The following is an 18547-nucleotide window of genomic DNA, read 5'->3' on the forward strand; positions in this document are numbered from 1 at the left end:
AGTACAGATGTGAACAAGTAAGGACATGCTGGTGCAAGCAGGTGAAGGGGTGCCCGGCCGTGGGCGGGCCGGTCTCAGCCGTAGACGATGCGGCGCAGCTGGCGGAGCGAGAGCTCCGGCGGTGCGACCGCCCGGTGCGGCAGCTCGGCCGAGATCCGTTCGAAGATCTCCGTGTTGACCAGGCCACCGGACTGCAGTTCACGGTGGCGCCGGCGGACGAAGGTATCGGTCGTCTCGTCGAAGTAGGCGAGCACGTCGAGGATCACCCGGGCTGCCTCACCGCGCGGGAGCGCGGTGCTGCGCACCAGGTGGTCAATGAGGTCGTCGTACGACGAGCGGCGTTCGAGCACTCGTCGATATTGCGGCGGAAGAGCCTCCGGCGCAACAATCCTGCCCGATATCGGGCAGGGATCGGGTCAAGCAGTGCTCCTTTTGATGTTCTGGGCGACTTCGGTGCGCCCGCGTCGGCATCTGCGGCACCCTCCGGGGCCGTCGAGCGCGGAGAGGTCTGGGGGGAGGTGGGGGAGGCGGGGCCGATTCGGCCAGATGCCCCTGACGGCTCGGCCACGTTCAGGCGCGGGCAATGCGGGGAAGTGGTCTACACCTTGACCATCCGTGAGGCACGCGGTACGCATGGTGACGGTTCGAATGGTCAGGAGATCCAGGTGTGAACCAGTAGAAAGGGACCCGGCTTGTGAGACTGCACACGGCGCAGCGCAGTGCTCTTCCCCGTGCTCTACCCCGTCTTCTCGGCTCGCTGCTTCTCGTCACGGCGGCCGGCATCTCCACCGCGTGCGTGGCTCCCACGGCGTCCGCGGCGAGCAGTGGCCCGGCCGCATCGGCGCCCAGCCCGCTGGGCCAGGTCGTCCCCGCCCCCGCTTCGGTGAGGCCGGGCGGATCCCCGTACTCCATCACCGGCGCCACCAGGATCCGCGTCGACGGCTCGTCCGGCGAGGCCCGGAAGATCGGCGAATACCTGGCGGGCGTGCTGCGCCCCTCCACCGGATACGCCCTGCCGGTCACCGGACGGGCCGGTTCCGACGGCATCCGGCTCCGGCTCGGCTCCCACGACAGCGGGCTGGGCGCCGAGGGCTACACCCTGACCGCAGGGCGGGGCGCCGTCACCATCACCGCCCGCAAGCCCGCAGGGCTCTTCCACGGCGTCCAGACGCTGCGTCAGCTCCTGCCGGCCCAGGTGGAGCGTGACAGCCGCCAGAAGGGGCCGTGGAGGGTCGCGGGCGGCAGCATCACCGACACGCCGCGCTACGCCTACCGCGGCGCGATGCTCGACGTCTCGCGGCACTTCTTCTCGGTCGCCGAGGTCAAGCGCTACATCGACCAGATCGCGCTGTACAAGATGAACACGTTCCACCTGCACCTCTCCGACGACCAGGGCTGGCGGATCGCCGTCGACTCCTGGCCGCAACTGGCCACGTACGGCGGTTCCACGGAGGTCGGCGGCGGACCCGGCGGTTACTACACCAAGGCCCAGTACAAGGAGATCGTGCGCTACGCGGCCTCCCGCTATCTGGAGGTGGTGCCGGAGATCGACATGCCCGGTCACACCAACTCCGCCCTCGCCTCGTACGCGGAGCTGAACTGCGACGGCGTCGCGCCGCCGCTCTACACCGGGACCAAGGTCGGGTTCAGCTCGCTGTGCGCGGCCAAGGACGTCACGTACCGGTTCATCGACGACGTCATCCGTGAAGTGGCCGAACTGACGCCGGGCAGATACATCCACATCGGCGGTGACGAGGCCCACTCCACCAGCCACGAGGACTACGCCAAGATCATGGAGAAGGCGCAGGCCGTCGTCGGGAAGTACGGCAAGACCGTGATGGGCTGGCACCAGCTCACCGGGGCCACGCCGGTCGAGGGCGCGGTGGCCCAGTACTGGGGCTATGACAAGACGAGCGCGGCGGACCGGCAGCAGGTGGCGGACGCGGCGAAGAACGGCACCAGGCTGGTGCTGTCACCGGCGGACCGGGTGTACCTCGACATGAAGTACAACGACCAGACCGAGCTGGGCCTGAAGTGGGCCGGCCTGGTCGAGGTGCAGCGCTCGTACGACTGGGACCCGGCGACGTATCTCGCCGACACCCCGGCGGACGCGGTGCTCGGGGTCGAGGCGCCGATCTGGTCGGAGACGCTGACCGACAGCGACGACATCGACGTGATGGCGTTCCCGAGGCTGCCCGGCGCGGCGGAGCTCGGCTGGTCCCCGGCCGAGACGCACGACTGGGACACCTACAAGGTGCGGCTGGCGGCGCTCGGGCCGCGGTTCACCGCGCTGGGGATCGACTACTACCGGTCGCCCCAGGTGCCGTGGCCGGCGGAGCCGGCTGCGGCGGGGTGAGCGGGGCCGGGGCCGTCCGGCGGTTGGGGGATGCCCTCAAGCGCCGGACGGGCCCGGTGCGTTGTTCCCAGGCGTCGGACGGGCTCGGCGCGCTGTTTCCAAGCGTCGGACGGGCTCGGTGCGTTGTCCTCAAGCGCCGGACGGGCTGTCGATGACGTCCTCGGTCGCCGGACGGGCTCGAATGTTCCGGACGGGCTCAGTCGCTCGAAGCGGTGGCTTCCTCGCGCAGTTGCTCCTCGCTCAGACCGCGACGCCAGTAGCCCACGAACGTCACCCGCTTGCGGTCGATACCGCGCTCCCGCACCAGGTGCCGCCGCAACGCGCGCACCGTGGACGCCTCGCCCGCGATCCAGACGTACGGCGTTCCCTCAGGGAGTTCCGCCGCGCGCACGGCCTCCACGGCGTCCGGCGCGTCCTCGTCCCGCACCAGCCAGCTGATCCGGGCGTCGGCCGGGGTGTCGACCGTCCGGCGGTCCCCGGAGTGCGGGACCTCCAGCCAGACCCGGGCCCGCAGACGGGCCGGCAGCCACTCCAGGGCGGCCGTCGCGGCCGGCAGTGCCGTCTCGTCGGCCCAGATCAGCACCCAGTCGGTGTCCTCGGGCGGACGGAAACGGACCGCCGTGTTGTCCTCGACGGCCGGTCCGAGCGCCTTGAGGACATCGCCGGGGGAGGCCGCGGCGGCCCAGCGGCAGGCCGGGCCACCGTCCTCGTGAAGCGCGAAATCGATGTCGATCTCGCCGGCCGCACCGCCGGCGGTGCGACGCTGCGCGCGGACCGTGTACGAGCGCAGCACGGCCCGCACCTCGGCCGGAAGTGCACGCCAGGGGGCGAACCAGTTGCCCTCGTTATCGACCGGAACGACTGGTTCCGCCTGTCCGGGGTGCGGGAGGAACAGCGAAAGGCTCTGATCGCGGCCCCCGGAGGCGAACCCCTCGAGCCCCGCTCCGCCGAACGTGATCCGCAGCATCGACGGCCCCAGCCGCCTGGTGCGCAGGACGGTCAGCCGGAAGAGCCGGAAGGGATCGACGTCGGAGGTGGCGGCGGTCGTCATGGTCAGGCGGTCTTCTTCGCGTCCTCGATGGCCTTCGCGAGGCCCTCGAGGATCGGAGCGCACTTGTCGTAGCTGTAGATCGGCTCGGTGGTACGCGGGATGACCTGTCCGGCCTTGACCGCGGGCAGCTGCGTCCAGGTCGGCTTGGAGGTCAGGGACTCGGGCTGCAGGGCCGAGGACCGGTTGTCCATCATGATGATGTCGGCCTCGTACTTGTCGACGTTCTCCCAGCTCAGCTCCTCGAAGAAGCCCGCCGCGTTCACCTTCGGCTCGACGAACTTCACGCCCAGCTCCTGGAAGTACAGGGTGTCGGGGGACATCTTGGCGAGCGAGACGTAGAAAAGGTCCTGGCTGGCCGAGCCGATCAGGACCTTGAGGTTCGGCTTGGACTTCGCGGCGGCGCGCAGCCGGGCCGCGGCCTTCTCGAAGCGGGCCTTCGCGTCGGTGACCGTCTTGGCCTTCACGTCGGCGCCGAGCGAGGCGGCGAGGTCCTCGTGGCGCTGGATGGCCTTGGGGATCGTGGTCTGGGCGGCCCACAGGGCGACGCTCGGGGCGAGCTTAAGGATCTTGTCCTTGGACGCGTCCGGCACGTACCAGAGGGCGTCCTTCTCCCACATCGCGGTGACCAGCAGCTCCGGGCCGAGCGCCGCGTACTTCTCGACGTTGAACTCGCCCCAGACGTTGCCGAGGATCTCGACCTTGCTGATGTCCAGGTCGCCGGCCTGCACGTCGGCCTTGCCGTCCGTGGTCTTCGTCGGGCCGAAGACGGCCTTGACCTCGACGCCGTAGTCGTGGAGGGCGGCGGCGACACCGGTGAAGGCGACGATGTTCTTCGGGACGGACTTGGCCTCGGCGGTCTGCCCGCGGTCGTCCTTGAAACTCCACGGCCCGGCGTCGGCGCCCTTGGAGGTGGTGGAACCGGAGTCCTTCGAGTCGCTGTCACCACAGGCCGCCAGCACGGCGCCCAGACCAACGGCGCCGCCCATGGCCAGCAGGCCGCGGCGGGTGGGACGGGACACTCGGGCAGTGCGCATGACGGAATCCGCTTTCGTACGAGCCGGAGACCGGCCGGTGACAAGTTCGAGCGAAGGTTAGCCTAACCTCACGAACTGTCGAGCCCGCCGATGCCCCCGGCCCCTCTCACCACACGATGACCCCGCCGTTTACGTCCTGGGCGCGCACCGCGGCGGCCGTGATGTTGGCCAGCCGCGTCGCCACGTAGTCGTCGAAGTAGCCGCTGTGCGCGGCGAGCGCCGCGATGTGGCCGCGCAGCAGCTCGCACTCGGCGAGGAAGTCCGGGACGTCCTCCGGATCCACGCAGAGGTTGGCGGTGGCCAGCTGGGGCAGGAACCGGGCCCCGAGGTCACGTACCGGCTGCGAGCCCCACAGCTTGGTCCTGCTGCTCTCGAACCCGGCGAGTGTCCGCCCGTGGTCGGGATCGTCGAGGAAGTGGTCCTCGCCGCTCCGGCCCCGTACGTAGGTGTGCACCAGGAGGGTCATGCGTCGAACATCGCCCGGCAGCCGTCGAGCCCGTCGACCGTGACCTCGGCCGAGCGGTGCTCCTCCCACCGCGCGCGCTCCAGGCGCAGCCGCTGGAGTGTGACCCGTTCGCCCCGCAGTGCGGCGACCGTCAGTCCGTCAGGGAGGTAGCCGAGCCGCCGCGAGACCCCCAGCGAGCGCGGGTTGTCCGTCATCGCGGCCGAGACGGCCGTACCCGCGCCGAGACCCGCGAAGGCGAGATGCAGGGCGGCGGCCCGCATCTCGGTGCCGATGCCACGGCCCTGGTGCGCGAGCCCCAGCCAGGAACCGGTGCTGACCTCTCCGGTCACCGCGAAGTCCTTCGCCATCAGGTCCTGACGTCCCACCACCCGTCCCTCGTGCAGGACGGCGAGGCTCAACGACCAGTCGCGCGCCGACCAGTTGGCGACGGTGCTGAGCACGTGCTGGAACACGGCTTGTGCGCGCCCGGCGGGCGGGCAGTCGGTCCAGGGGACGGTGAAGGGCATGACATCCGGGGCGTGCACCCCGTCGGCGGCGACCGAGGCCAGCTCGTCCAGCAACTCCAGGTCCGGCAGGCGGAGTTCCAGGCGGGGGGTGCGGATGTGGAGCCCGTACAGGGGCCAGTGTTGCGGCTTCATGGACGGACTCTGCCGGGGTGGGGTGGCCGCTGTCGAACGAATTGCGGCCTTCCCGGCCTGATCGACGCCATCCTGCCCAGGCGAAGCTGCGTCATGGGCTCCGGTTGAGGGGGAGCCCGCGATCAGCGCGGTCCGCACCCGCGCATCCAATAGGCGTGGCACATAAGGGTGATGACGCCGGATCAAGTCCGGCCGGCGTCGCTGTGCGTGCTGGAAGATCGGGGTGCACCCGGGCGTTGTCTCCAGGTATGAAGATCGGCGAAGCTTCCAGAGCCAGTGGTGTGAGCGCGCGGTCGTTGCGGCACTACGAGGACGAGGGCTTGATCGTCCCCGGTCGTTTCAGCAACGGGTTCCGCGACTACTGCCGGTCCACTGTCGACCAGGTGCTCGTCATCCGTTCGCTGCTGGAGTCCGGGCTGCCCGTGCGGCTGATCAGAGAAGCCCTGCCCGGCCTCACCGACGGATCCGGCCGGTCCGGCCGGTCCGGCGGTGGCGCGGATGGTGGCTCGGACGGTGGCACGGGCGTGGTGCATAAGGAGTTCCTGCACGAGGTGCAGGCCCATCGCGATCGCCTTGCTGCGCGTATCGCCATTCTCAGCGATCAGCAGGCGGCACTCGATGCCTACCTGCGGGAGGCTCGTCGCACCGGCCGGTGACGGCCACTTGACCTTGACACAAGTGTGAGACTCCTACGTTTCGCGCATGGAGATCAACGAGCAGCAGCACAGCGCCGGTCGGACGGTACGAGCACTGGTCCAGCGGTCGCACCGAGGGCCGCAGGACCTGGCCGTCACGACGGACCGGCGCCGTCCCACCCCGGGGCCCGGCGAGTACCTGATCCGCGTGGGCGCCGCCGGGGTCAACTTCGCTGACGTCATGCAGACCCGTGGCACATACGGCGGAGGCCCGCAGGCGCCCTATGTGGCGGGCTTCGAAGCCGCCGGCGAGATCGTGGGCGTCGGCCCGGACGTCGAGAGCCCGCTTCCGCTCGGCACCCACGTCGTCGGAGCCGGACCGGGCGCCTTCGCGCAGTACATGACGATGCCGGCCGCCGGCGCACTCCCCGTGCCTTCCGGCTGGAGCGACGCCGAAGCCCTCGGCCTGGTGCTGAACTGGGCCACCGCCTTGGCGGCGCTGAAGCCGTTGGGCGAGATCAAGGCGGGTGAGGTGGTGCTCGTTCATGCCGCGGCCGGAGGAGTGGGGCAGGCCGCCGTCCGCCTTGCCCGCCACTACGGTGCACGCGTGATCGCCACGGCGTCACCGGCCAAGCACGACACCGTCGAAGCGCTCGGCGCCGACGAAGTCCTGGACAGCGGGCGCCCCGATCTGGCCGCGGAGATCAGCCGCCTGACCGGTGGGGTCGACCTGGTCCTGGAATCGGTGGGACAAGCCACGTTCGAGACCAGCCTGGCGGTCACCAAACCCTTCACCGGACGCGTCGTCGTCTTCGGTGCCGCCTCCGGCGACGCCACTGTGACCACGCACGACCTGGTCTTCACCCACCAGGTTCACCTCAAGGGCCTGCACATCGGCGCGCTGGCGGCCGCGGCACCGTCCCTCTACCAGTCGTTGCTCGTCGAGATCGAGGCACTCATCGCTCACGGCGTGTACCCGCCCGGCACTCCCCAGGTCCACCCCCTGGCCGAGGGGGCGTCAGTGCTGCGGAAACTCGAAGCCGGCCGGACCCGCGGCAAGCACGCGCTCGATCCCTGGCGTTAGCGCCCCTCCTCCAAAGCCCTGCCGCCCCGCCGCCCTGCCCAGCGGCGGGAACCGCCCCGATCCCACGTGGCGGCCGGGTCCTCAACCCGTACGTCGCTCATGGCGAGAGCGTGCGAGGTGGTAGGCGCCGAGGAGCAGCTCGCAGGTGGCCGCGTCGGTCCGCCGGCCCGGATTCACGACCGCGAGCCAGCCTGCGGAGCCGTAGACGGGGTGCGCCATCACGGCATCGGTGACGCCGGGGTCGTCGTCGGCGGCCGGTACGCGTGGTGCGTGACCGGTCCGGTCGATGAAGGCTTCCTTCCCGGCGGCGATATTGACGCGGAACGTGTCCGGTCGGTCCAGGCACGACCTCTCGTCGCCCGGATAGTTCTTCGTCACGATCGTCGCGAACGGTTGAGCCGTTGCCGGCGCGACAGCGTCAGGAGAGTAGGAGAAGAAGGCATCGCCCCAGCTGATCTCCGGTGAGCCGTCGTCGGGCCCCGGCCGGATGGCCAGGACTCCGTCGAGGTCCAGCATGAAGTCGATGATCTCGTCGATGGTCATGTCCTCAAGCGTTTCATTAAGGTGCTTGTGGAGACTTGGAGCCGAAGATCAAGGGGAGGACGGGTGCCAACCCTCAAATCGTCGGCCATGCGCACAGCCGATGTCGCGCGACGTGCCGGATGCTCGGTTCAGCAGGTGCGCAATCTCGAGCGCGACGGCGTGCTGCCGCCGGCGACACGTACAGCTGCGGGCTATCGGATCTACCGAGAGGTGCACCTGCAATCCGCGCTGGCCTACCGCGCCCTCGCAGCCGGCACGGGTCCGGTCGAGGCCAAGCGGACCGTACGTGCCGTACATCAGCGCCCCGTCCCGGAGGTGCTCGCCCTTCTTGACGCGGCACACGCCCGGCTCGACCGGGAGCGTACGGACCTCAGGCTCGCCAAGGAGGCGGCAGCGGCGATCTCTGCCGAGCCCATCGAGGACGTACGCCCGTCGGACGCGATGAGTGTCTCCGCACTCGCTGCCGTGCTGGGAGTGCGCCCTTCGACGTTGCGGCACTGGGACGCCGAGGGTCTCGTCGTTCCCGACCGGGTCCCCCCGAGGGACACACGGCGGTACTCACCGGCCCAGGCGAGGGATGCCCGGATCGTCCACCAGCTACGCGGCGCCGGGTACCGCATCGGCCCACTCCGGGCACTGATGCCGGACTTGCGGCGCGGGCTCCGGTCGGAAGACGTCCGAGCCGCGCTGGCGGCCAGGGACGCGCACATCGAGACTCGTTCCCGCGCCCTCCTCGACGCCGCCGTCGCACTCTCCGCCGTCCTTGCCGCCTCGGCTCGGACCTGAGGCAATCCATATCCGGAAGGTGCAGTTCCAAGGGCGGCACACTCGTCCTCGCGGCGGACGGAAGGCCACGGCGACTTGCGTCGAGACGCTCGACCGCGACGAATCATTGAGGACCGTGGCGCACACCCGGGAGGTACTCGGGACGTTCGAGCACCCGAAGCTGTTCGCCGCATCGGCGACCCCGACAGCTGGGACCTCTGCCTCCTGGAACGCCGCGACCGCACCGCATCGTTCGGATCTCGCCGGAGCGAGCCCCTGAACCGATCTCCAAGCCCGCGCGGCGTGGACGAAGAAGGCGGCGATCCCACGTCCACGCCGTGCCGTGCGGGCTGAAGATCAAGTCAGTTCAGTTCAGTTCAGTCGGTCAGGACCGACCGCCGCCCCGCCGCCGTCCCCGTCAGGCAGGCAGCCCCAGCTCCCGCGCGATCAGCATCCGCTGCACCTCGCTCGTGCCCTCGCCGATCTCCAGGATCTTGGAGTCGCGCCACATCCGGGCGACCGGGTACTCGTTCATGAAGCCGTAGCCGCCGTGGATCTGGGTCGCCTCGCGGGCGTTGTCCACCGCCACGGTCGAGGAGTACAGCTTGGCGATCGCCGCCTCCTTCTTGAACGGCTCACCCGCCAGCAGCCGCGATGCCGCGTCCCGCCAGCCGATCCGGGCCATGTGGGCCCGCATCTCCATGTCCGCGATCTTGAACTGGATGGCCTGGTTGGCGCCGATCGGCTTCCCGAACGCGTGCCGCTCGGCGGCGTACTTCACCGACTCGTCCACACAGCCCTGCGCCAGTCCCGTCGAGAGCGCCGAGATGGCGATCCGGCCCTCGTCCAGGATCCGCAGGAACTGCGCGTAGCCGCGGCCCTCCTCGCCCAGCAGGTTCCCCAGCGGGACGCGCACGTCGGAGAAGGACAGCTCCCGGGTGTCCGAGGCGTTCCAGCCGACCTTGGAGTACGGGGCGGCGACCGTGAAGCCGGGGGTGCCGGACGGGACGATGATCGAGGAGATGCGCGGGGCGCCGTTCTCCTTGCGGCCCGTCACCGCCGTGACCGTCACCAACTCGGTGATGTCCGTGCCGGAGTTGGTGATGAAGCACTTGGATCCGTTGATCACCCACTCGCCCGCGGCCTCGTCGCGCACCGCCGTCGTCCGGGTGCCGCCCGCGTCCGAACCGCCGTCCGGCTCCGTCAGGCCGAACGCGCCGAGTGCCTCGCCCGAGCAGAGCTTCGGCAGCCACTGCCGCTTCTGCTCCTCCGTGCCGAAGCGGAACACCGGCATCGCGCCGAGCGAGACCCCGGCCTCCAGGGTGATCGCCACCGACGAGTCGACCCGGGCCAGCTCCTCCAGGGCGATGCCGAGGGCGAGGTAGTCGCCGCCCATCCCGCCGTACTCCTCCGGGAACGGCAGCCCGAACAGGCCCATCCGCCCCATCTCGCGCACGATCTCGTACGGGAACTCATGGCGTTCGTAGAAGTCGCCGATCTTCGGCGCGACCACGTCGTGGGCGAACTCCTCGACGGTGCGTCGCAGTTCCTCGTGCTCGGCGGTCAGCCGGTGGTCCAGGGACATGGGGGCGGTCACTCCTTGTGGGGTGTTCAAGGTGTTCACTGCGCCGCGAGTGCGCGGACTGTACGGGACGGGCTCGGCCGGCCCAGATGTCCGGCGAGCCACACGCTCGTGGCGGTGAGCTCGCCGAGGTCGACCCCGGTCTCGATACCGAGGCCGTCGAGCATCCACACGAGATCCTCGGTGGCGAGATTCCCGGTCGCGCTTTTCGCATAGGGGCAGCCGCCGAGGCCGCCCGCGGAGGCGTCCACGGTGGACACGCCGTGCTGGAGCGCGGCGAGGGTGTTGGACAGCGCCTGTCCGTAGGTGTCGTGGAAGTGCACCCCGATCGTGTCGGTGTGCACGCCTTCCTCGTTCAGCCGGTACAGCAGGTTCTGTACGTGGCCGGGCGTCGCGACGCCGATCGTGTCGCCGAGCGAGAGCTCGTCGCAGCCGAGGTCCATCAGCGCCTTCGCGACCCGGACGACCTGGTGGACGGGGACCGGGCCCTCCCACGGATCGCCGAAGCACATCGACAGATAGCCGCGCACATGCACCTTGTCCGCCTTGGCGCGGGCCACGACGGGCTCGAACATGGCGAGCGACTCGTCGATCGTGCGGTTGAGGTTGCGGGCCGCGAACGTCTCCGTCGCCGAGCCGAAGACGGCGATCCTGCGCGCCCCGAGCGACAGTGCCCGGTCCAGTCCCCGCTCGTTCGGCACGAGGACCGGGAGCGCCACATCGCCCAACTCCCCCATGTCGCCGAGCATCGGGAACAGCTGCTCCGCGTCAGCCAGTTGGGGCACCCACTTGGGGTGGACGAAGCTCGTCGCCTCGATCGTGGTCAGGCCGGCGACCGCGAGCCGGCGGATGAACTCCGCCTTCACCTCGGTCGGCACGACCGTCTTCTCGTTCTGCAGCCCGTCGCGGGCCCCGACCTCGTGGATACGGACCCGGGCGGGCAGGTCCGGGGCGGCCACGGTCATGGGCAGGGTGCGGTCGGTGGTCGTCATGCTTCCTCCCCGGTGGCGGAGACCGGCACGACCACGGCCAGTACCTGGTCCATGGCCACCGTGGTCCCGGCGGTGACGTCGAGCTCGGTCACGGTGCCGGCGTGCGGGGCGGAGATGACGTGCTCCATCTTCATCGCCTCCACGACGAGGAGGCTCTGCCCGGCCACGACCTCGTCCCCGACGGCCACCTTCACCACGGTGACGGTTCCGGGCATGGGTGCGGCGAGCGTGTCCGCCCCGGAGCGGGCGGCGCCGGACAGCGACGCCTCCACCGGGTCGTGGTCCCGCACGTGCCAGGTGTCGCCGTCCCGGCCGAGCCAGTGGCCCTCCGGGGAGGCTGCGTACGCGAACGCGTGTGTGACACCGGCGAGTTCGATCGTGATCCGGCCCCCGTCGGCGGACAGGGTCCTGGCCGTCTCCGCGCCGCCCGGCAGCGGGCCCAGCGGTCCGCAGGCGCCCGAGGCGGGGGCCGGTGGCCGGGCGCCCTCGCCGACGTGGCCGAACGTCAGCTCCACGCCCGCGCCGCACGGCCGCAGGCCGACCTGGACCGGGTCGTGGCCGGGGATCCGGAAGTGCCGCACCGTGCGCGCCGGGGTGCCGCCGAGCCGCCAGCCGTCACCGGCCGAGAAGGGGTCGGTCCAGGCTCCGGCCGTCCGGGCGGCGGGGGAGTGCTGCCGCAGCAGCGCCGCGGCCGCGTACACCTCCTCCGGGACTCCGTCCGGGACCAGGGCGTCCACCTCGCGCTCCACCAGCCCGGTGTCCAGGTCGCCCGCCACCACGGCCGGGTGGCCGAGCAGCCGGCGCAGGAAGCCCGCGTTGGTGGGGACGCCGAGGACCACCGTGTCCGCGAGCGCCGCCCGCAGCCGGCGCAGCGCCGTCGCCCGGTCGGGGCCGTACGCGATCACCTTGGACAGCATCGGGTCGTACAGGCTGCCGACCTCGCCGCCCTCGGCGAGCCCCGAGTCCGTCCGCACGCCGCCGCCCTGCGGCTCGTGCAGGGCCAGCACGGCGCCGCCCGAGGGCAGAAAGCCGCGGGCCGGGTCCTCGGCGCAGATCCGGGCCTCGACCGCATGCCCGGTGAGGGTGATGTCCTGCTGTGTGTACGGGAGTCGCTCGCCCGCCGCAACCCGTAGCTGCCACTCCACCAGGTCGAGGCCGGTGATCAGCTCCGTCACCGGGTGTTCGACCTGGAGGCGGGTGTTCATCTCCATGAAGTAGTACGAGGCCGGGTCGTTGCCCGGGACGATGAACTCCACCGTTCCCGCGCCGACATAGCCGCAGGAGCGGGCGGCCTGCACGGCCGCCTCACCCATCGCCGCCCGGGTCTTCTCGTCGAGCAGGACCGACGGCGCCTCCTCGATGATCTTCTGGTGGCGGCGCTGGAGCGAGCACTCGCGCTCGCCGAGGTGCACCACGTTGCCGTGCCCGTCCGCCAGCACCTGGATCTCGATGTGGCGCGGCCGGTCGATCCACCGCTCCACGAGCAGGGTGTCGTCGCCGAAGGAGGCGCGCGCCTCGCGCCGGGCGGCGGCGATCTCGTCCCCGAGCAGCGCCGCGTCGCGGACCAGGCGCATGCCCTTGCCGCCGCCGCCCGCGGAGGGCTTCAGCAGGACCGGCATGCCGATCTCGTGGGCCGCTTCGGCCAGTTGGCCGTCGGTCAGCTCGCTGCCCGTGGAGCCGGGCACCACCGGGACCCCGGCCGTGGCGACTGTCTCCTTGGCCCGGATCTTGTCGCCCATCAGGGAGATGGCGGCGGCGGGCGGACCGATGAAGACCAGCCCGGCATCCACGCACGCTCGCGCGAAGCCCGCGTTCTCGGCGAGGAAGCCGTAGCCGGGGTGGACGGCCTGCGCGCCCGTGCGACGGGCGGCCTCCAGCAGCCGGTCCGCCGAAAGGTAGCTCTCGGCCGCCGGGGCGGGGCCGATCCGTACCGCCGTATCGGCCTCCCGTACGTGCCGGGCGTCCGCGTCCGCGTCGCTGAAGACGGCGACGGAGCGCACCCCGAGCTCGCGCAGGGTCCGGATGACCCGGACCGCGATCTCGCCGCGGTTGGCGACGAGAACCGTGTCGAACATCGTCATCTCTTCCTCACATCCGGAAGACGCCGAAGCCGGCGTCGCCCAACGGGGCGTTGGCGCACGCGGTCAGGGCGAGCCCCAGTACCTGCCGGGTCTCCATCGGGTCGATCACGCCGTCGTCCCAGAGCCGGGCGGTGGCGTAGTACGCGTTGCCCTGGGTCTCGTACTGCTCGCGGATCGGGGCCTTGAAGGACTCCTCGTCCTCGGCGCTCCAGTCGTCGCCCAGCTGGTCGCGCTTGACCGTGGCGAGGACGGACGCGGCCTGCTCGCCGCCCATGACGGAGATCTTCGCGTTGGGCCACATCCACAGGAAGCGGGGGCTGTAGGCCCGGCCGCACATGGAGTAGTTGCCCGCGCCGTAGGAGCCGCCGACGACCACGGTCAGCTTCGGCACACGGGTGCAGGCGACGGCCGTGACCATCTTGGCGCCGTGCTTGGCGATGCCACCCGCCTCGTAGTCGCGGCCGACCATGAAGCCGGAGATGTTCTGGAGGAAGACGAGCGGGATGCCGCGCTGGTCGCACAGCTCGATGAAGTGCGCGCCCTTCTGGGCGGACTCGGAGAACAGGATGCCGTTGTTCGCGACGATGCCGACCGGGTGGCCGTGGATGTGTGCGAAACCGGTGATCAGTGTCGTCCCGTACTCCGCCTTGAACTCGGCGAAACGCGAGCCGTCGACGACCCGGGCGATCACCTCGCGCACGTCGTACGGGGTGCGCGAGTCGACCGGGACGGCCCCGTACAGACCGGCGGGGTCCACCTTCGGCTCGTCGGCCTGCTGCACGGACCACGGCAGCGCGCCCCGGTCCGGCAGGGTGGCCACGATGTTGCGCACGATGCGCAGCGCGTGCGCGTCGTCCTCCGCGAGATGGTCGGTGACGCCCGACGTACGGGAGTGGACCTCGCCGCCGCCCAGCTCCTCGGCGGTCACGACCTCGCCGGTCGCGGCCTTCACCAGCGGCGGCCCGCCCAGGAAGATCGTGCCCTGGTTGCGGACGATCACGGCCTCGTCGCTCATCGCGGGGACGTACGCGCCCCCGGCCGTGCAGGACCCCAGCACCGCCGCGATCTGCGGGATACCGGCCCCGGACATCCGGGCCTGGTTGTAGAAGATCCGCCCGAAGTGCTCCCGGTCCGGGAACACCTCGTCCTGCATCGGCAGGAAGGCACCGCCGGAGTCCACCAGGTACAGACACGGCAGCCGGTTCTCCAGCGCCACCTCCTGGGCCCGCAGGTGCTTCTTCACGGTCATCGGGTAGTACGTGCCGCCCTTGACGGTCGCGTCATTGGCGACGATCACGCACTCCCGGCCGCTCACCCGGCCGATCCCGGCGATCACCCCGGCGGCCGGTGCGGCGCCCCCGTAGAGTCCCTCGGCCGCCAGCGGGGCCAGCTCCAGGAAGGGCGAGCCCGCATCGAGCAGGGTGTCCACCCGCTCCCGGGGCAGCAGCTTGCCGCGTGCCACATGCCGGGCGCGGGCCTTCTCACCCCCGCCGAGCCTGGCCGTGGCGAGCCGCTTGCGCAGCTCGTCGGTGAGCGCGTGATGCGCCGCCTCGTTGGCCTGCCAGGCCTCCGAGGCGGGATCGGCCGCGCTCGCCAGCACCGGTGCCTGCTGCATCCTGTCGAGCCCCCTTGCCCGTACCGCAGTGGTTAATGGTCGTTAACACCTTCAGGTTAACGACCGCTAACCCCTCTGTCTAGAATGGTTGCTCATGAGCACCCATGCCGCCGCCCGCGTCGCGGCCCCCACCCGCCGCGAGCAGATCCTCAAGGAGGCCGCCCGCCTCTTCGCCGAGCGCGGCTTCCACGGCGTCGGCGTCGACGAGATAGGCGCCGCCGTCGGCATCAGCGGCCCCGGCCTCTACCGGCACTTCCCCGGCAAGGACGCGATGCTCGCCGAGCTGCTCGTCGGCATCAGTGAGCGGCTGCTGGCCGGCGGCGAGCTCCGGGTCTCCGAGGACGCGGCCTCGGGCGACGGGTCGCCCGAGGCGCTCCTGGACGCGCTCATCGAGGGCCACATCGACTTCGCCCTCGACGACCGCCCTCTGATCACCCTGCACGACCGTGAGCTGGACCGCCTGCGGGACACCGACCGCAAGCGGGTGCGCAGGCTCCAGCGCGAGTACGTCGAGGTGTGGGTGGCCGTCGTCCGCGACCTCTACCCGGCGCTCCCCGAGTACGAGGCCCGCGCCACCGTCCACGCCGTCTTCGGCCTGCTGAACTCCACCCCGCACCTCGGCCGCCCCGGCGCGCTGCCCGGCCGTACGGACACGGCGGCGCTGCTGCACCGGCTGGCGCGGGGCGCCTTCGCCGCGGCGGGGGCCCGGGAAGACGCCTGAGCGCCCCGGTCAGGAGCCGGTCGCCTCCCGGGCCGACACGGTGACCCGTGCCACCCGCATCGGGTGCCCGGCCTCGGTGGAGGGGCCCGCGGTGGCACCGTCGGCCGACGGCAGCGCGCCGCCCACCGCCACGTTCAAAATCAGGAACTGGCCCTGCTTCAGCGCCCGGTCCCAGGTGGCCGCGTCCATGGCGGACGCCCTCACCCGGTGGTACACCCGGCCGTCCAGATACCAGCGCAGCTCCTCGGCGCCGGGCGCGGTGTCGACCTCCACGGCGTACGAGTGGAACGCGCCGCGGCAGCCGGAGCACTTCTGCCGGGGCGAGGTGAGCCCCATCGGCTCCTTGCAGGGACCGCCGTCCGGCGTGCCGCAGTGCAGGGTGCCGAAGACGGAGTCCCGTCCGTTGACCGACTCCATGACGTCGATCTCGCCGATGGCGGGCCAGCCCGTGTAGCCGTCGCGCAGCCCGGCACCCAGGGTCCAGAAGGCCGGCCAGTAGCCGCCCGCCTTCGCGCCCGTGACATCCGGCAGGGCGATCGACGCCTCGATCCGCAGGACGCCACCGGTCGGCGGTACGAAGTCGGAGCGCCGGGACTCGACACGGCCCGAGTACCACCGCCCCGCGCGGAACGTGGGCACGATTTCGAGGGCCCCCTTGCCGTCCAGCCGGACGTTGTCCGTCGAGTCCGTCATCGTCTCGATCTCCCCGGTGCCCCACTGCGGGGCCGGGCAGCCCGGGTAGCAGGTGCCGCGGTCGTACAGCCAGCGGGAGGCGGCCGGGCGGCTGCCCGCCGGACCGTCGAAGTCCTCGCGCAGCAGCTCGGTCCAGCCGCCCGCGGACGGCGCGCCGGTCCTCATGAGCAGCCGTTCGAGCCTGGGGGCCAGCACCACGGCCGCTACATCGGTCAGATGGGCGTCGTCCCGGTAGAGCAGGATCCGGTCCAGGACCGCGGGGCATGTCGGGCCCGTGGCCGGGCACAGCACCGAGTTCACCTGCACGTTCCGCACCCCCGGCAGCCCGCCGGACGCCACCTTCTCCGCCAGTGGATCGGGCCACCGGGCCGTGTCCCGGTCGAAGGCGCAGGCCTCCGGGTCCGTGAGGTGGCCGGACACGCACGCGGGGACGTCGGTGCCCGGCACCGGGGTGTCCTCGATGTGGACGATCGGCACCCCGAGCGCCCGCAGCGGCTTCAGCGTCCTCTCCCAGCCCTTGAGCAGCAGGCGCTGGTCGTCGGTGTAGCGGTTGAGCGAGGAGATCACGATCAGGCGGGGCTTCGGGCCCTTCGCCAGCCGGGCCAGACTGTCGGCCCGCCAGGTGTCGCACTCGTGGTACGTCCGCCCCAACTGCGGGTTCACCACCGACAGTTCCGGCAGCGGGCAGCCCTGCTTCACGAGCTCCTGAAGGGCCCAGCCGCGCTTCGCCGCCAGGCTCAGCACCGGGGAGAACCACTGCCCGGCGTGCGAGTCGCCGAGCAGGACGATCCGGTCGGGGCTGTCCACCGCCCCGAACAGGCAGGGCGGGCTGCTGGTAACCGGCGGCGCCACCTCGCAGGCCCCGTCCGGCGGGAAGCTCTTGCGGGCCTGGACCGGACTCGGCACCACGGGCCCGCCCTTGGGAGGCGTCCCGGTCCGGCTCAGCAGCGAGGGTCCGGTGACCGCCCCCGGCGGGAGCCCCTTCACGTCCACCGGATCTGACGGGCCCAGCAGCTGCAGCGTCGTCGTGCCCACCACGAGCGCCAGGGCCACCGGAATGACGACGGATGCGACGCCCAGCGAGAGTCCTCGCCGGGGGAGTTCGGAGAGCGTACGGCTCTGCCGCAGCGGGTGCTCGACCCAGCGCATGGTGGCCGCGGCGGGCAGTACCGCGGCCAGTGTCAGGGCCGCCCTGGCAGGCCAGTCCAGCGTGCCGAACCGTGCCTCGGCGAGAACGAGGACCGGCCAGTGCCAGAGGTACAGCGTGTAGGAGAGCCGCCCGACCGCCCGGGGACCCCGCAACCCCAGCAGCCGTCCCACCCCGTGACGGGCCGGCCCGTCCGGGTGCCGGCCGGGGATGCCGGCCAGGATGACCGCGGCCGTCGCCAGGGTCGGGACGAGCGCCGCGTATCCGGGGTACGGCGTGCCGGTGTCGTACCGGAGCACACACCACACCAGGGCCGCCGCCCCCGCCCATCCGCACAGCAGCCGCAGGGCGCGCGGTCCGCGCAGCAGATGCCACGGCAGCAGCGCCAGCAGGGCGCCGACACCGAACTGCCAGACGCGCGAAGGCGTTCCGAGGTACGCCAGCGAGACGGAGTCACCCGTCCAGTGCAGCGAGAGGGCGAAGCCGGCGAGCGTCAGCACGGCGGTGACGGCGGCCGCCACGGGCCGCAGGGCGCGGCCCCGGCGCGTCGCCCGGGCGGTGAAGAGTGCGAGCGCGGCGAGCAGGGGGGCCCAGCAGAGGTAGAACTGCTCCTCCACCGCCAGCGACCAGAAGTGCAGCAGCGGGCTCTCGCCCTGCCCGGCGGCCAGGTAGTCGGTCCGCTGCTGGACGAAACGCCAGTTGGCCACCGAAAGTGCGGCCGCCACGACGTCGTTCTCCAGGTCGGTTCGGCGCAGCGGGACGGTCAGCCAGGCCCCGGCCACCGCTACCGCGACGAGCACCACGGCGGCCGAGGGCAGCAGCCGGCGGGCCCGGCGGGAGAAGAACTCACCGAGCCGGATCCGGCCGGTGGTGACGGCCTCCCGCACCAGCAGCCCGGTGATCAGATAGCCGGAGATGACGAAGAAGACGTCCACGCCGGTGAATCCGCCGGCCAGTCCCGGCACGGACGCGTGGAAGGCGAGGACCGAGAGGACCGCGAAAGCGCGCAGCCCCTCGATGTCGGGCCGGAAGGCCGGCCGGCGGGAAGCGGGGGCACCGGATCCGGGCCCGCCGGACGGCGGCCGGGCGACGGTGCTGCCTCCGGTCCGCGGACCGGAGGAGACGAGGGTGGGCATCGCTACGA

At 71.5% G+C, this 18547-nt stretch carries 16 protein-coding genes; 5 read left to right on the forward strand and 11 right to left on the reverse strand.

The genetic code is table 11. From position 1 onward, the window contains the following. Window positions 1-74 precede the first annotated feature (74 nt). The gene (locus ACIOEW_RS01200) at window positions 75-350 is read right to left on the reverse strand and encodes a hypothetical protein (protein WP_327711063.1); all 276 of its coding nucleotides are present in this window, start codon (window positions 348-350) and stop codon (window positions 75-77) included. Between the two features lie 344 nt (window positions 351-694). Between ACIOEW_RS01200 and ACIOEW_RS01205 the strand changes: the two genes are divergently transcribed. Further along, entirely contained in the window at window positions 695-2356 is a 1662-nt protein-coding gene (locus ACIOEW_RS01205; RefSeq protein WP_362551580.1) for a beta-N-acetylhexosaminidase, read from the forward strand. Window positions 2357-2552: 196 nt separating this feature from the next. On the opposite strand, the gene ACIOEW_RS01210 is transcribed toward ACIOEW_RS01205, so the two are convergent. The 4 genes from ACIOEW_RS01210 to ACIOEW_RS01225 form a co-directional block, all read right to left on the reverse strand. Continuing rightward, window positions 2553-3407: a siderophore-interacting protein gene (locus ACIOEW_RS01210; protein WP_401960283.1), complete on the reverse strand. Its 855-nt coding sequence runs from the start codon at window positions 3405-3407 to the stop codon at window positions 2553-2555. Between the two features lie 2 nt (window positions 3408-3409). Then, a complete protein-coding gene (locus ACIOEW_RS01215; protein WP_401960284.1) occupies window positions 3410-4441 on the reverse strand; it encodes an ABC transporter substrate-binding protein in 1032 nt (343 codons plus the stop codon). 106 nt (window positions 4442-4547) lie between these two features. Continuing rightward, entirely contained in the window at window positions 4548-4907 is a 360-nt protein-coding gene (locus tag ACIOEW_RS01220) for a hypothetical protein (protein ID WP_401960286.1), read from the reverse strand. Continuing rightward, the gene (locus ACIOEW_RS01225) at window positions 4904-5545 is read right to left on the reverse strand and encodes a GNAT family N-acetyltransferase (protein WP_401960288.1); all 642 of its coding nucleotides are present in this window, start codon (window positions 5543-5545) and stop codon (window positions 4904-4906) included. The genes ACIOEW_RS01220 and ACIOEW_RS01225 overlap by 4 nt, the downstream gene beginning before the upstream one ends. A 248-nt stretch (window positions 5546-5793) precedes the next feature. Here ACIOEW_RS01225 and ACIOEW_RS01230 point away from each other — a divergent pair, with 248 nt between their 5' ends. Together ACIOEW_RS01230 and ACIOEW_RS01235 are read left to right on the forward strand one after the other, a co-directional pair. After that, a complete protein-coding gene (locus ACIOEW_RS01230) occupies window positions 5794-6201 on the forward strand; it encodes a MerR family transcriptional regulator (RefSeq protein ID WP_401960290.1) in 408 nt (135 codons plus the stop codon). 46 nt (window positions 6202-6247) lie between these two features. Continuing rightward, a complete protein-coding gene (locus ACIOEW_RS01235) occupies window positions 6248-7264 on the forward strand; it encodes an NADPH:quinone oxidoreductase family protein (RefSeq protein ID WP_401960292.1) in 1017 nt (338 codons plus the stop codon). Window positions 7265-7345: 81 nt separating this feature from the next. Here the strand turns inward: ACIOEW_RS01235 and ACIOEW_RS01240 are convergent, their stop codons facing one another. Next, window positions 7346-7807, reverse strand: coding sequence for a DUF6194 family protein (locus tag ACIOEW_RS01240; RefSeq protein ID WP_401960295.1), 462 nt, complete (start codon window positions 7805-7807; stop codon window positions 7346-7348). 87 nt (window positions 7808-7894) lie between these two features. On the opposite strand from ACIOEW_RS01240, the gene ACIOEW_RS01245 reads away from it, so the two are divergent. Continuing rightward, window positions 7895-8593 (forward strand): MerR family transcriptional regulator, encoded by a 699-nt coding sequence (locus ACIOEW_RS01245; RefSeq protein WP_362551601.1) that lies wholly within the window; start codon window positions 7895-7897, stop codon window positions 8591-8593. Window positions 8594-8990: 397 nt separating this feature from the next. Here ACIOEW_RS01245 and ACIOEW_RS01250 read toward each other — a convergent pair whose 3' ends face one another. Genes ACIOEW_RS01250 through ACIOEW_RS01265 form a run of 4 tightly spaced genes read right to left on the reverse strand, consistent with a single transcriptional unit; the run spans window position 8991 to window position 14842 of the window. After that, a complete protein-coding gene (locus ACIOEW_RS01250; RefSeq protein ID WP_362551604.1) occupies window positions 8991-10157 on the reverse strand; it encodes an acyl-CoA dehydrogenase family protein in 1167 nt (388 codons plus the stop codon). Between the two features lie 35 nt (window positions 10158-10192). After that, window positions 10193-11146 carry a hydroxymethylglutaryl-CoA lyase gene (locus tag ACIOEW_RS01255; protein ID WP_401960298.1) on the reverse strand — a complete coding sequence of 318 codons (954 nt, stop codon included), beginning with the start codon at window positions 11144-11146 and terminating at the stop codon, window positions 10193-10195. Further along, window positions 11143-13221 (reverse strand): biotin carboxylase N-terminal domain-containing protein, encoded by a 2079-nt coding sequence (locus ACIOEW_RS01260; protein ID WP_401961482.1) that lies wholly within the window; start codon window positions 13219-13221, stop codon window positions 11143-11145. The genes ACIOEW_RS01255 and ACIOEW_RS01260 overlap by 4 nt, the downstream gene beginning before the upstream one ends. 13 nt (window positions 13222-13234) lie before the next feature. Beyond that, window positions 13235-14842 carry a carboxyl transferase domain-containing protein gene (locus ACIOEW_RS01265; protein WP_393058249.1) on the reverse strand — a complete coding sequence of 536 codons (1608 nt, stop codon included), beginning with the start codon at window positions 14840-14842 and terminating at the stop codon, window positions 13235-13237. Between the two features lie 94 nt (window positions 14843-14936). Between ACIOEW_RS01265 and ACIOEW_RS01270 the strand changes: the two genes are divergently transcribed. After that, complete coding sequence (locus ACIOEW_RS01270; protein WP_362551613.1) at window positions 14937-15563, forward strand: TetR/AcrR family transcriptional regulator; 627 nt, start codon at window positions 14937-14939, stop codon at window positions 15561-15563. A gap of 9 nt (window positions 15564-15572) precedes the next feature. On the opposite strand, the gene ACIOEW_RS01275 is transcribed toward ACIOEW_RS01270, so the two are convergent. Further along, window positions 15573-18539 carry an acyltransferase family protein gene (locus ACIOEW_RS01275; protein WP_401960300.1) on the reverse strand — a complete coding sequence of 989 codons (2967 nt, stop codon included), beginning with the start codon at window positions 18537-18539 and terminating at the stop codon, window positions 15573-15575. Between the last annotated feature and the right edge of the window lie 8 nt (window positions 18540-18547).

Source organism: Streptomyces sp. NPDC087901, assembly GCF_044742205.1.
In the GTDB taxonomy this organism is placed as follows: Bacteria; Actinomycetota; Actinomycetes; order Streptomycetales; family Streptomycetaceae; genus Streptomyces.